The sequence below is a fragment of the Candidatus Accumulibacter propinquus genome (assembly GCF_056856495.1).
In genome coordinates this window covers 87,397-100,759 of sequence record NZ_JBSEHC010000007.1, presented here as the reverse complement: position 1 = coordinate 100,759, position 13,363 = coordinate 87,397, and the positions used below count along the sequence as shown (strand labels likewise).

At 65.4% G+C, this 13,363-nt stretch carries 13 protein-coding genes; 6 read left to right on the top strand and 7 right to left on the bottom strand.

Annotated elements, in window-relative coordinates:
* Window positions 1-252 precede the first annotated feature (252 nt).
* From AC15MQ_RS21255 to AC15MQ_RS21245, 3 genes are all read left to right on the top strand, one after another.
* Window positions 253-1,050, top strand: coding sequence for a PEP-CTERM sorting domain-containing protein (locus AC15MQ_RS21255; protein WP_483081251.1), 798 nt, complete (start codon window positions 253-255; stop codon window positions 1,048-1,050).
* Between the two features lie 86 nt (window positions 1,051-1,136).
* Window positions 1,137-1,934 carry an alpha/beta hydrolase gene (locus AC15MQ_RS21250; RefSeq protein WP_287654133.1) on the top strand — a complete coding sequence of 266 codons (798 nt, stop codon included), beginning with the start codon at window positions 1,137-1,139 and terminating at the stop codon, window positions 1,932-1,934.
* A gap of 100 nt (window positions 1,935-2,034) precedes the next feature.
* A complete protein-coding gene (locus AC15MQ_RS21245) occupies window positions 2,035-4,551 on the top strand; it encodes a PAS domain S-box protein (RefSeq protein ID WP_483081250.1) in 2,517 nt (838 codons plus the stop codon).
* 46 nt (window positions 4,552-4,597) lie between these two features.
* Here the strand turns inward: AC15MQ_RS21245 and AC15MQ_RS21240 are convergent, their stop codons facing one another.
* The 4 genes from AC15MQ_RS21240 to AC15MQ_RS21225 are packed head-to-tail and all read right to left on the bottom strand — an operon-like array spanning window position 4,598 to window position 7,940.
* Complete coding sequence (locus AC15MQ_RS21240; RefSeq protein ID WP_483081350.1) at window positions 4,598-5,335, bottom strand: HAD family hydrolase; 738 nt, start codon at window positions 5,333-5,335, stop codon at window positions 4,598-4,600.
* The gene (locus AC15MQ_RS21235; protein WP_483081249.1) at window positions 5,335-5,898 is read right to left on the bottom strand and encodes a pyridoxamine 5'-phosphate oxidase family protein; all 564 of its coding nucleotides are present in this window, start codon (window positions 5,896-5,898) and stop codon (window positions 5,335-5,337) included. Before AC15MQ_RS21235 ends, AC15MQ_RS21240 begins: the two co-directional genes overlap by 1 nt.
* Before the next feature lie 60 nt (window positions 5,899-5,958).
* Window positions 5,959-7,371, bottom strand: coding sequence for a DASS family sodium-coupled anion symporter (locus tag AC15MQ_RS21230; RefSeq protein WP_287654129.1), 1,413 nt, complete (start codon window positions 7,369-7,371; stop codon window positions 5,959-5,961).
* The gene (locus tag AC15MQ_RS21225) at window positions 7,368-7,940 is read right to left on the bottom strand and encodes a hypothetical protein (RefSeq protein ID WP_483081248.1); all 573 of its coding nucleotides are present in this window, start codon (window positions 7,938-7,940) and stop codon (window positions 7,368-7,370) included. The genes AC15MQ_RS21230 and AC15MQ_RS21225 overlap by 4 nt, the downstream gene beginning before the upstream one ends.
* 266 nt (window positions 7,941-8,206) lie before the next feature.
* On the opposite strand from AC15MQ_RS21225, the gene AC15MQ_RS21220 reads away from it, so the two are divergent.
* The 3 genes from AC15MQ_RS21220 to cobC all read left to right on the top strand — a co-directional run bounded on the left by AC15MQ_RS21220 (window position 8,207) and on the right by cobC (window position 11,329).
* Window positions 8,207-9,934 (top strand): SulP family inorganic anion transporter, encoded by a 1,728-nt coding sequence (locus AC15MQ_RS21220; protein WP_287654127.1) that lies wholly within the window; start codon window positions 8,207-8,209, stop codon window positions 9,932-9,934.
* A 61-nt stretch (window positions 9,935-9,995) separates the two neighbouring features.
* On the top strand, window positions 9,996-10,748 hold the full coding sequence (locus AC15MQ_RS21215; RefSeq protein WP_483081247.1) for an adenosylcobinamide-GDP ribazoletransferase: 753 nt from the start codon (window positions 9,996-9,998) through the stop codon (window positions 10,746-10,748).
* Window positions 10,733-11,329, top strand: a complete 597-nt coding sequence (cobC, locus tag AC15MQ_RS21210) for an alpha-ribazole phosphatase family protein (protein ID WP_483081246.1) — start codon at window positions 10,733-10,735, stop codon at window positions 11,327-11,329. The genes AC15MQ_RS21215 and cobC overlap by 16 nt, the downstream gene beginning before the upstream one ends.
* A gap of 30 nt (window positions 11,330-11,359) precedes the next feature.
* On the opposite strand, the gene xerD is transcribed toward cobC, so the two are convergent.
* The 3 genes from xerD to AC15MQ_RS21195 are packed head-to-tail and all read right to left on the bottom strand — an operon-like array spanning window position 11,360 to window position 13,334.
* Window positions 11,360-12,274 carry a site-specific tyrosine recombinase XerD gene (gene xerD / locus AC15MQ_RS21205; RefSeq protein WP_483081245.1) on the bottom strand — a complete coding sequence of 305 codons (915 nt, stop codon included), beginning with the start codon at window positions 12,272-12,274 and terminating at the stop codon, window positions 11,360-11,362.
* The gene (locus AC15MQ_RS21200) at window positions 12,261-12,740 is read right to left on the bottom strand and encodes a methylated-DNA--[protein]-cysteine S-methyltransferase (protein ID WP_287654123.1); all 480 of its coding nucleotides are present in this window, start codon (window positions 12,738-12,740) and stop codon (window positions 12,261-12,263) included. The genes xerD and AC15MQ_RS21200 overlap by 14 nt, the downstream gene beginning before the upstream one ends.
* Before the next feature lie 21 nt (window positions 12,741-12,761).
* On the bottom strand, window positions 12,762-13,334 hold the full coding sequence (locus AC15MQ_RS21195; protein WP_287654122.1) for a chalcone isomerase family protein: 573 nt from the start codon (window positions 13,332-13,334) through the stop codon (window positions 12,762-12,764).
* Window positions 13,335-13,363 lie beyond the last annotated feature (29 nt).

Below are 13,363 nucleotides of genomic sequence, written 5' to 3'. Positions count from 1 at the left end.
CCACTTTCTGGAGAAAACTAGCGGCAGACCAGTCCCTTCCGTTCAGCGATCTGCAAGCTCCGATCGGCTTCTTTCCCGCGCCGGGCTTGGTGGTCAACGTGCCATGCAGGTCACGGCCTTGGCGAGGGCCTGATGTCCAGTCGGACATTGACAGCAGTCGCTGGTGCTACCTACACTGGCCACCGTGCCAGCGGGTTGTTCTTGCTTGTAAATCCATCATCCACAGAAAACGAACCAATTCAGGGGTATGCCATGCCTTCCTTGTCGCTCTTGACCCCCGCCAGCCTGGTTGCGGCCGTACTGTGCGCAGCCTGCCCTGGACTCGACGCACACGCCGCAGTCATCCTGTCCGATAGCCGTTCGTATGCCATCGACCAGGCGATCCGCGATTCAGGTGGCGTCGTACTGGCCTACATCTTTGCGGGCAACGGCTCGGCCAGCAACACCGAAGATCTGGTCAACACCGTCGGCGGCGGCCATACCTCGCTGTCCGACTGGGGCTACAATGGGATCGCCAGCGTCAGTCACCATTCAGGTTTCGCGCCGTCAATGCCAGGGATTGGCGGTGACGTCGACAGGATCCTGTTCAGCACCGCCCGTGCCAGCCTTGACTCGTCAAAGCTCGACGGGTACGAGGGCAGCAGCGTCGAATCGGTGGCTTCGGATCTGCGTGTGCTCTTCTCGGTTGCCGTCGCGACGCAATGGGCATGGGAGGCGGCAATCGGCGGTTCCAGCAGTGGCGACGCGTTCAACAGCTATACGTTTGAATTGTCGGGCGTCGCCTCCGACTATCGGACCGGATCGTTCGCCGAGAGCGTTAACCAGACCGGACTGTTGAGCGCCGGAGATTACGAACTCCACATCGGCGTGGCGGCGACTGCCAGCCGACTGTCGGGCATTGGCAGCGCCAATGCCTTCCTCGAAGGTGGCGTGTTCAGCCTGAAGGAGTTCGCCGTGCCAGAACCCGCCTCCCTGCTGCTGTTCGGTAGCGGTGGCCTGCTGCTGATGCTGGCACGCCGGTATCGGCGGCACTGCGCCACGGCCACCTAGGCCCGACCGAACAATCCTCGGACGGCCATTGCCCGGGCCTGCCCGACCCTGCCATACTGCGGTGTTGCGTTGGACTGGGCACAGTAATGAAACCTCGACGGATCCATACCCTGCACCGGCCTGCGGTCGGCGCGAAACGTTATCCACCGCTCCTCTTCGTCCATGGCGGCTATGCCACGGCCGGTTGTTGGGACGCGTATTTTCTGCCCTGGTTCAGTAGCCGCGGCTTCGATTGCCACGCGCTGGACCTCGCCGGCCATGGTGCCAGCGAGGACCGGGCACGGCTCGACTCCTACGGACTCGACGACTATGCCGAGGATGTCGCGCAGGTCGCGCAGGAGCTCGATGCGCCGGCGATTCTGATCGGACACTCGATGGGCACCGCTGTCGTAGAACGTTACCTCGAACGCCACCAGGCGCCGGCGGCGGTGCTGATGGCACCGGTGCCGCCGACGGGCATCCTTGGCGCAACGATGAAGATCGCCCTGACCGACCCCGCTTTCTTCGGCGAGCAGGCGCGGGCGACCCGTGGCGAGTACACGGCGGAAACGCTGGAGTCGATTCGCGACGTCTATTACTCGGCTGAAACGACAAGCGAAGATCTGATCCGCTTCGGTCCGCTGTTCCAGTCCGAGTCGCGGCGTGCCATCCTGGACCTGACGCTGTTGGCCATGCACTTCGGTGGGCGACGACCGGCACTGCCGGTTCTCGTCGTCGGCGGCGAAAAGGACGCGGTCTTCCCGCCGGCCGTGCTGGGCTTCACCGCCGCCCGCTGGCAGGCCGAGGTGGCGGTGATTCCACGCGCCGGACATACGCTGATGCTCGACGCCCACTGGCAGACCGCGGCGTCAAGAATCGCCGGCTGGATCGAACGCCAACCCTAGTGCCACGCAGGCTTGCCGTGCCGCGCGCCTGCCCCGCGAGTTGGGCGGCATGAACAGCGACTGCGCCGCCCGGAGCGCTCTCTTGTCCGGATCTGCCACCATGCCTGAGCACGCAACCGCCAATATTCTGCTGGTCACGCCGACACCCGCCAGACTGGGACGGCTCACCAGCACGCTGAGCGAGGTGGACGATTTTTGCGTCCGCAATGTTGCGGACGTTGCCCTGGCGTCGGCGGCGCTGGCGGTTCACTGGCCGGACCTGATCCTGCTGGACGCAGACCTGCCGGAACGCGCTGCCTATACATTCTGCCGAAGCCTGCAGGCCAGTTCACCTGCCCGGGACGTCCCGGTGATTTTCGTCGATGTCTGGAACGAAGGCTGCGATCGAAGCGAAGGTTTCGCAGTCGGTGGCGCGGACTATCTGAGTTCGCCCTTCCCTGCACCGGAAGTCCTCGCACGGGTACGCACTCATCTCGAACTGGCGCGCTTGCGGAACAGCGTGCACTGCGCGCAACTGACCAGTGATCGCGGCGGCACCACCGCCGGCGACGACTTCGGTGAGCCCCTGCGGATGCTCGGCGCGCAGGTCGACATCACCATCCGCAAACGCGCGGAGGAAGCGCTGCAACTGACCCAGTTCGCGGTCGATCATGCATCGGTGGCGGTGGCCTGGGCCAAGGCCGACGGCCGTTACCTCTACGTCAACCAGCAGATGTGTCGCATGCTCGGCTACTCGCGGGCGCAACTGCTCGAAATGCACGTCATGGAAGTGAACGCGGAAGCCGCTGCGGTAGAAATGTGGCATGCGCACTGGCGAGAGCTCAAGGCCAAGGGCTCGCTGACCTACGAAGCCCGGCGCCGGCACAGCAGTGGCCGGATCTTTCCGATCGAGATATCCGCCAATTATTTCGAGTACGCAGGCGAGGGCTACAGCATTGCTTTCGTTCGCGACATCAGCGAGCGCAAACAGACGGAGAAAGCCCTGCAACTCACCCGCCTCTGCATCATGCGTGCCTCGGACGCCATCTTCTGGATCAGGCCAGACGGGCGATTCATCGACGTCAACGTACAGGCCTGCGCGGCCCTGGGGTATGCACGCGACGAGTTGCTGGGCATGGCGGTGTGGGACATTGATCCGAACCTTGTCGCGGCGCAATGGCCACCGCATTGGCAACGAACGCGCGAACTCAAGACGCGCCGCTTCGAAACCCTGCACCGACGCAAGGACAGCAGCCTCTTCCCTGTCGAGATCACGGCGAACAGCGTCGAATATGACGGTGAAGAATACGACTTCGCATTCGCGCGCGACATCAGCGAACGCCGACGTGCTGAGACGGCGCTGCGGGAAAGCGAGGTGCGCTTGCGCACTGCCATCGAAAGCATCCCCTTCGACGTCTTCCTGATCGGCGCCGACGGCCGCTACGTGCTGCAGAACACGGAATCCCGCAAACATTGGGGAGACGTCGTCGGCAAGTATCCGGCGGAAGTCACCGATGACGGTGAAACACTGATGCACTGGGACAGCAACAATCGCCGGGCGTTTGCCGGAGAAATCATCGAGGAAGAGGCCTGTATTGCCGTTGCCGGCGAGGAGCGATGCTTCACCAACATCATCGCTCCGATCAAGGATGACCACGAGATCCGGGGGATCGTCGGGCTGAACATCGACATCACCGAGCGCAAGCGCGCGGAACAGGAACTGCAGCGCCACCGCGAACACCTCGAGGAATTGGTCAGCGAGCGCACCGCCGCGTTGCGCCAGGCCATGCACCAGCTGGTCCAGGCCGAGAAACTGGCAGCCCTCGGCCACCTGGTCGCCGGTGTGGCCCATGAACTCAACACCCCATTGGGCAACGCCCGCCTCGTAGCCGGAACGCTTGGCGAGCATCTCCACGAGTTCGCCAGCACGGTCGAATCCGGCACCCTGCGCCGCTCGCATCTGGCAACGTTTCTGGCACGGGCCCGGGAAGCAGTCGAACTGCTGGCTCGCAACACGGCCCGCGCGGCCGACCTGGTCGGCCAGTTCAAGCAGGTCGCAGTGGATCAGACCAGCATGCGCCGCAGACCTTTCGACCTTCGCCAGACCATCGAGGAACTGCTGGTTGCATTGCGTCCACAGTTCAAGCGCAGCGCGCACCGCATCGAACTGGACATCCCCACGGCACTGCATCTGGACAGCTACCCCGGGCCGCTGGAACAGGTGATCAGCAACCTGATCGGCAACTCCCTGATCCACGGATTCGTCGGCATCGACGCCGGCTGCATCGGCATCGATGCGGCGCCGGTGGACGCCGGGCACATTCGCCTGTGCTACCGCGACAACGGCACGGGCATTCCCGAGCCCATCCTGAATCGCATCTTCGAGCCGTTCTTTACCACCCGGCTGGGTTGCGGCGGCAGTGGCCTGGGGCTGTACATCGCCTACAATCTGGTCACCGGCGTGCTCGGCGGCACGGTCGCTGTGCGTAGCCAACCCGGCCAGGGCACCGTCTTCGATCTCGTCCTGCCCATGGTTGCCCCATCGCCCACAGTTCCCGGCCAGGCGTCGCTGCCGCCGGGATCCCGGCAGCGCCCCCACGAGCCGCGTCAATCAAGCGACGATGCCACCAATCACTGAAACTCGGCAGTCGCCGTCGACCCGCTGATCGACCCGGCGGTAATCCTCAACCGCTCGCGCCCTGCTCGGCGAGCAGATCCGGCAACGCCGGCATGTGGCTGAACACCGCCCCGGCGCCAGCGGCAAGCAATTTGTCGGCAGTTCCCGCACGGGTGTGGCCGCCGCCACAAAAACCGAGCACACGCATACCCGCCGCGCGCGCGGCCAGAACCCCGGCCTCGCTGTCTTCGATGACCAGGCAACGCGCCGGCGCTGCACCCATGCGCTCGGCCGCCAGGAGGAACAAATCCGGGGCAGGTTTGCCGCGCGGCACCATCCCGGAGCTGAACAGGTGCGGCTCGAAGTAGGCCAGCAAACCGGTCAGCCCAAGGTTGCAGCGAATCTTGTCGAGGCTCCCGGAAGAGGCCACGCATCTGGGCCAGGACAAGCTGCGCAGCACATCCACCACCCCGGCGACTGGACGCAACTCGGCGAGAAACGCTGCACGATCACGCTCGCCAAGGCGGACGGCGAAGTCCGCCGGCAAGTCCCGGCCCAGCTCCGCTGCCACCAGCGCCAGGACCGTGGGCAGGCTGAGCCCGGTATAACGGTCGACCGCCTGTTGCGCGGTCATCGGAATTCCGATTTCGGTCAAGGCTTCGGCGAGAACGCGGCTGGCGATCGGTTCGCTATCGACCAGCACACCGTCGCAATCGAAAATCAGCAGCTCTGGACAGCGGCCGTCCATCAGCGGTGCCGCCGCCGCAAACGCAGCAGGTCGGTCGCCGCACCCTCCCGGAATCATCACCGCACGCGCCACTCCTGCACCTCCTGGAAATCCCTGACGACGATGTAGGACCTCACCCTGACGCGCATGACGGCGCATGACGGCGAAGTCGCGAATCCCGCAAGGTAGGGGTGGCGTGCCAGGTAGGCATCGCGCAGGCGCGCGCAGTCTTCGCTGGCAACCTCTTCCGCTTCGCCCAGGGCAGTGATCGCCACCGCCTCCAGCGTATCGGCGCCGACGTTCTCGCGGTTGTCGATGAACACCGCCACCCGCCGGTTGGCCATCAGATTCGCATACTTGTGCGTCGCGCGCTCGGTGAGCAGAATCAGGTCGCGCAAGTCCTCGCTGACCGAAAACGCCATCAGGCTGGTGTACGGCTGCCCGCCGCTTTCGGTCGCCAGTACCGCGTATTTCTGAGCTGCAAGCAGATCCTGCAGCAGCGACTCCAGTGCCGGCTCGCCACGCTTGATGTTCAAGGGATCCGTAGCACCGTTCATCGCCTCACCCTTCGGCCAGTGCAGCAGACTGGCTGCCTCATCAGAAACCCAGGCAGTTCGCGCGTCGGCTGTCTGAACCGCCATGCTCCCCGCGCGACCGCGGACGAAATCCCGATCCCGTCGACAGCATGCGGCACACCGTAATCAGCCAACCCAGAGCACCCACGGCGTGCCGATGACCAGAAACACCAGCGCACAAAAGGCCGTCGTCAGTAGCCCGAGCCGGTACAACTCTCCCTGGGTGAGGTAGCCGCTGGCAACGAAGATGACATTCTGGCTGCCGCCCTGCGGCGTCAGCGTGGAGAAGTAGCTGCTGGCGAAGAGCAGCGCAAAACCCATCAGGGGTACGGGCACGCCGGCCTGGACTCCGACATCGAGGAACACCCCGAACAGGGCCAGCACCTGCGCCGACTGGCTGACGAACATGTAGTGCATCAGTACATAGAGCAGCAGCAGCACGACATAAGCGACCGGCCAGTCGAGGCCACCGAGCATCATGGCCAGCCGTTCGCCGACATAGCTCATGAAGCCCATTTCGTTGAGTTGTCCGCTCAGCGCAAAAAGCACCGCCAGCCAGAGAAAGGTTGCCAGCGTGCCGCCCTGCAGGTAGATGTCGTCGAGGGTCAGAACCCTGGTCGCCAGCAGCGTGCCGAGGCCGGCGATGGCCACGGCCGTGAGGCTGAGGTTGAAGGTACCGGCGAGAATCCAGGCGCAGACCATGACCGCGAAGACCACGGCCGTGATCCACTCGTCACGCGACAGCGCTCCCATCGCGCGCAGCGCCGCGCGCGCCGCCTGCGGTGCGTCGGGGGTATCGGTTACCCCCGGCGGAAAAAGACGATAAAGCAACAGCGGCAGCAGGCCGATGGCGACCAGTGCCGGCACCGAAGCGACGAGCAGCCAGGAGCCAAAACTCACTTGCAGGCCTTTCTCCGCAGCCAGCGAAACGCCGATCGGGTTGGCCGAAGTGGCGGTCAGCCACAGTGCCGACGAGACGCTGATACTGGCCATGCCGCAAAACATCAGGTAGCCGCCCAGGCGGCGCTTGCTCTCGTCCTCCGGCAACGAGCCGCTGCTCTGGGCGAGCGCCAGGATGATCGGGTAGAGCACGCCACCGCGCGCGGTGTTGCTCGGGAACCCTGGGGCGATCAGGGCATCGGTAATGAAGATGCTGTACGCCAGGCCAAGCGTCGATTTTCCGAAGACGGTCACGACGCGCAGGCTGATCCGCCTGCCCAGGCCGCACTTGACCACCGCCTGCGCCACCAGAAAGGCAACCACGACCAGGAGCACGCTGGGGTTGGCAAAGCCGCCAAAGACCTTGGCCGGATCCAGTGTTTCGCTGAGCACTGCGACCGCACCGGCGAGCAGTGCCGAGGTCAGCAGCGGCAGCGCATTGACAATGACCGCGAAGATCGCCGCCGCAAAAATGGCAAACAGGTGCCAGGCCTCGCGGGTCAGCCCCTCCGGAATCGGCGAGAACCAGATGCCGATGGCCAAGGCAAACACTGCCAGCGTCTTCGCGGTCTCCCGAAAGCCGGATGCCGGAGCATTCATTGCGACCCTCCTGTCGTGGGCGGCAGCGGCGAGCCCAGCCGCGCCCAGCCGGTGAGACCGACGACCCGCCCGCTCACTTCACCCTCTTCGTTGTCGGTCAGGTACTGCCATCTGAACGTATATTCCCCACTCACTCCGGCGTAACGGCCAGTGCCACCGATAAACCGGCCATTGACCACCTTCCCCGGGCCCATCTCGGCGCCGCGCAACTCGCTGAACACCCTGTCGCCATGCTCGTCGGTCCACACACTGCGCGCCTGCACACCGCTCAGACTGTCCGAGAAACCGATGACCTCGGCCCTGAAGCCGAGATGCGGCCGCTGTTCCCCGCTGAGCAACAGCGAGCCGCCGACCTTGAAGACCGCCGCCTGCTGTCCCGGCGCGAGGGGCAGCGTCTGGCGGGTACCGGTGGCGGACCAGGAGCCGGTGAAGGTTCGAATGCCCTCCGGTGCCGCGGTCGCGGGTTGCGGGTTCGCTGGCCGATCGCAGCCGCAGGTAGCCAACAGCCCGATGGCGACCACCAGACTTCGCCAGTCATGCCCTCCAGACCCGTCGCGCAGACCAAACATCTTCGTGTATCTCCTGCATTGTGCGCACCGCCAGCCCACAGCCAGTACCGGCGGCTGACGCGGGCGCGATTGGTTGCCACGATTTTACTGCCGCGAAGGAGAGCATGCCGAGGCCCGCGCGATTCGTCAACAGCCGCGCATCCGGGGCAACTGCCCGCGTCAAGTGCCCGCCGCCTGATTCGCCACGCGCCGGCTTTCCAGTACAATCGCGGCGCACCGGTGCCAGACGCTCCGACGTGCGCCCAACGCCACACCAAGGATCCCGCATGCCAGCCCTTGCCCATCTGAATCGTGTGCTGCCCGGACTGCAGCCCCTGCTCACCTACCGCGCAGCGGACTGGCCGCACGACCTGAAGGCTGGCCTCTCGGTGGCGGCGGTGGCCATCCCGGTGGCCATCGCCTACGCGCAACTCGCAGGCTTCAGTCCTTCGACAGGCTTGTACGCGTCGATCCTGCCGATGATCGTGTACGCGCTCGCCGGCACCTCGCGGCAACTGATCATCGGCCCCGACGCCGCCACCTGCGCGATGATCGCCGCCGTGGTCGCGCCACTGGCCGCGGGCAACAGCGGCCTGTACCTCTCGTTCACCATCGCCCTTACGCTGCTGACCGGGATCTTCTGCGTGGCCGCAAGTTTCCTGCGCCTCGGTGGTCTGGCCGACTTCCTGGCCAGACCGATCCTGGTCGGCCTGCTCAACGGCGTCTCGATCTCGATCATGATTGGCCAGGTCGGCAAGGTCCTCGGCAGCAAACCGGAAGCGACCCGCTTTTTTCGCCAGGTGATGGAAATTCCCGATCTAATCCTGAAGGCGCACTGGCCGACCGTCCTGCTGTCGATCGGCAGCGTCGTGGTGATGCTGGTGATGCCACGGATCTCGAAGCGCGTGCCGGCCTCGCTGGTGACCATGCTCGTCGCCGGTCTGGCCGCTTATCTGCTGCGCCTGGACCAGATGGGGGTGGCCCTGATCGGGCCGGTCGCCAGTGGGCTGCCGGACCTTGAATGGCCGGATCTGCCGTTCCACGAAATCGGCGATCTCGCCGGCTCGGCGGCCGGGCTGGCTCTGGTGCTGTTTACCAGCGGCATGCTCACCGCGCGCAGTTTCGCCGAACGCAACGGCTACGACCTCGACGTCGACCGTGAATTTGCTGCTTTCGGCATGGCCAACATTGCCTCGGCGCTGTCGCAGGGTTTCGCCGTCACCGGAGCCGATTCACGCACGGCGGTGAATGATGCCAACGGCGGACGCACCCAGATGGTCAGCGTCGTCGCCGCGGCAGCCATTTCCCTGCTGCTGCTGCTCGGAACCGGTTCCCTGGCCTGGTTGCCGATTTCCGCGCTCGGCGTGGTGCTGCTCTTCGCGTCGTGGTCGCTGCTCGACATGCAGGTTTTCAGGCGCTACCACCAGATCGAGCGCGCCGCCCTGGTGCTCGGCGCGATCACCATGTTCGGCGTACTCGCCTTCGGCTCGATCAAGGCGATCATGCTGGCGGTCACGCTGGCCCTGCTGATGTTCATCCGCCGGGTAGCGCGCCCGGTCTGCGAGGAACTGGTCAATGTCCCCGGCCGCGCCGGCCTCTATAACCATCAATTGTTTCCCGATGCGGCAACCATCGATGGCCTGCTGCTGCTGCGCTTCTGCGGTCCGCTGGTGTTCTTCAATGCCAACCATTTCCGCAGCGAAGTCCACCATGCGATTGCCCGCCAGAGCGCTCCGGTGGAACGTGTGGTGATCGATCTGATCCCGATGACCCATCTGGACATCACCGGGATCGACACCCTGGAACGGCTCGACAGCGAACTCGCCGCCCGGCAGATCTCCTTGTCGCTGGCAGGCCGACAGATCGAGTTCGAACGCTGGCTCGAAAACACCGGCCACCCAGACGAGTCGCTGCGGCAGCGCGCCTACCCGACGATGCGCCAGGCCATTCGCCAGTGGCACGGACGTGACGAGGTGTCGTCCTCCGAAGATGGGGAAGAGATCAAGGCAGACTGAGCACGGCTGCGCCGCCGCCGTCTTGCCGGCATCGACAGTGCTTCAATCACGTGGAGGTGGCATGCTCAAGCGCGAAATCGAGTATTTCTTCGGCGCGCTGCGTTTTTTCACACGCTTGCCGGTGCCCGCCTGGGTCGGGCACAGCAGCGAAGCGCTGGAGCGGGCCACCCGCTATTTTCCGGCGGTTGGCCTGCTGGTCGGTGCGATCGCGGCGTCGATCTTCAGCGTGACTTCGACCCTCTGGCCGACGACGCTGGCCGTGCTGGCGTCGATGGCCAGCACACTCTACCTGACCGGCGGATTTCACGAGGACGGCTGGAGCGACATGGTCGACGGTTTCGGCGGCGGTTGGGAAAAGGCGCAGATCCTGGCCATCATGAAGGATTCGCGAATCGGCAGCTTCGGCGCCATGGCGCTGGTGATGCTGCTGCTCACCAAGTTCTGCGCCCTGGTCGAGATCGATCCGCTGGCCATCCCGGCGGCGCTGCTGGCCGGGCACGCCGTTTCCCGCTTCGCGGCGGCAACCCTGCTGCGCGCACTCGACTACGTGCGCGAAGAGGGCAAGGCGAAACCCCTGGCCACACGCATCGGCGGCGGCGAATTGCTGTTTGCCGGCGGCACGGCGCTGCTGCCGCTGCTGCTGCTCCCCCTGCCGGAGGTGCTGTGTGGCCTCACTCTGGCCACCCTGGCCACATGGTGGCTGGCGCGGATGTTCCACAGGCAGATCGGCGGCTATACCGGCGATTGTCTCGGTGCCACGCAGCAGCTCTCGGAGGTCGCATTCTACTGCGGACTGCTGTGCAGCTTTTCCTGATCCGGCACCCCCGCCCGCTGCTGGCGGCCGGCATTTGTTATGGTCAACTCGATGTCGAAGCGGCCGACCCGCAGCCCCTCGCCGAGCGCCTGCGTGGGCTGCTGCCCGCCGGCACACCGGTGGTCGCCAGTCCCTCGCGGCGCACGCGCGGCCTCGCCGAGGCCTTGCAGCGACGACCACGCTTCGATCGGCGACTGCTCGAAATCGATTTCGGCGCATGGGAAGGCCAGCCCTGGGATCAGCTCGACCGCCTTTTGCTCGACGCCTGGGCGGCCGATGTCCTGCACTTCGTCCCGCCGGGCGGCGAATCGGCGGCGATGCTGCAGGCACGCGTCGTCGACTGCGTCGAGAGCCTGCGCGGGCCACGTTGCGCACTGGTCACGCACGCCGGTGTGATACGCGCCGTGCTCGGGCACTGGCTGGGGTTGCCGGTCGGCGAATGGAGCCGGCTGACGCTCGATTTCGGCAGCATCACGCGGCTCGAAATCGAGCGCGCGCAGGACGAACTGCCGTCAGAGAGAAGGGAGGAACGGCAACGCCACTCCCCTGCAGCCGGCGTGTTGCACTATCTCAACCGTTGAAACCGGGAGCGTGCCGCCGGCCGTCGAACGTCAGCCGCGCGGGTGGTGTTGGGCGTGCAGAAGCTTGAGGCGTTCGCGCGCGACATGCGTGTAGATCTGCGTCGTCGAGATGTCCGAATGGCCCAGCAGCATCTGCACGACACGCAGATCCGCGCCATGATTGAGCAGGTGCGTGGCAAAGGCGTGCCGCAGCACATGCGGCGACAGGCGCGCCGGATCCATCCCGGCCGGCAGCGCGTAGCGCTTGATCAGTAGCCAGAACGCCTGTCGGGTCATCGCCGAGCCACGCGCGGTGACGAACAGGTCGTCGCTCTGCCGCCCTTCGAGCAACGCCAGCCGGGCGTCGCCCAGATAGCGGCACAGCCAGTCACGCGCCTCTTCGCCGAGCGGTACCAGCCGCTCCTTGCTGCCCTTGCCGAAGACCCGCACGACGCCCATGTCGAGATTGAGTTCGTGCAATTTGAGTCCCACCAGCTCGCTGACGCGCAATCCGGTCGCGTAGAGCGTTTCCAGCATCGCCCGATCGCGCTGCCCGAGTGTCGTCTCGACCTGGGGGGCTGCGAGCAGACGTTCCACCTGTCCTTCGGAAATCACTTTCGGCAGGCGCGAGGGTTGCACCGGCATGGCGACCTGCAGCGTCGGATCGTTGCTCCTGCGGCCGCGCGCCAACTGCTGCCGATAGAAACGGCGCAGTGTCGACACATGCCGAGCCTGCGAGGAAGCGCGCAGCGTTTGCGAGAGCATGGCCACGAAGCGCAGCAATGTCGCTTCGTCGATGCTGCGCAGGCTGCCCTGCTGCTGCTCCGCGAGCCAGGTCGCGAGCTGCATCAGATCGCTGCGATAACTGTCCAGCGACGCCCTGGCCAGCCCGTCCTCGAGCCACAGCGTGTCGCAGAAGGCATCGATCTCGGCGAGATCGGCCGGATCGATTTCAACAGCCTTCATGCGCCAGCAGCCAGCGCTTCACGTCGAGCAGGAAACCCGCCCTTTGCCCGGCAAAGCCACCGAGTCCGCCGGCAGTCGCCACGACGCGATGGCAGGGAACGATCACCGGAAAAGGGTTCGCACCGCACGCCTGGCCGACTGCCCGTGGCGCGTTGTGCAGGGCCTTGGCGATTTCTCCATAAGTGCGCGTCTGGTGCGTCGGAATCGCCGCGATCTGCTGCCAGACGCGGCGTTGAAAGGGGGTTCCGGCGGGGTGCAGGGGCAAGGCCGGAACGAATTCAGCGTCGACTAGGTAGGCCGCAAGCTGATCCGCGGCTTCGCCGGCGAGCGCATTGCGCGCAGCGACCGCCGGCCGTGGCGGGAGAAAGGCAATGCGGTGAATCTGCTCCTCGTCGCAGCAGACACCGAGGCTGAATCCGGCAGCGCTGATCACCGCCTGGTATTGCGGCTCGGCAGGCGGGCTCATCGCTGCGCGCTGCACCGCTCTTCAGGAAGCCTTGCCGAGCAGCGCCTGCTTCAGATCATCCTGCACCGGCTTGTTGCCGAGCCAGATTTTCAGCAGCGCCTTGTAAAAATCCTCGCCGGCGATGTCCTTGCCTTTCGCCTGCCCGTTGACCGTCAGCCGGGTGCCGTTCTCGGGCAGCCAGTCGATGAGCACGACGGTACCGGTCTTGGGTTCGCCGGCGGCCAGCATGCTGTCGGAAAACTGCTTCAGGCGCTCCTTCAGGCCGGCCATTTCAGCTTCCGAATGATTGCTGGTCACGCCTTCCTGCAGCGCCTCGACGAACTGCTGCGGCGAGAGGTCGCGCAGCAGGCTGAGCGAAATCCGCTTGGCACCCCTGGCCGCCAGCACGGCCTCGGCGTCGGTGCGCTTCTCCGGCAGGTAAAGCGCCATCGCATAGACCTTGAAGACGGCCTTCTTGCGTACCCCGGCACCGTTGACCAGCAATTCGCCGGATCCCACGCGGGTCTTGTCGTCGAACTTGACACCGCCGACTTCGACGGCAGCCGCGAGATGGAACGACAGGGCGGCAGCGACCGCCAGCAACAGATGTTTCATCGAGTCTCCTTTGGTGGGTGTGCTTGCTT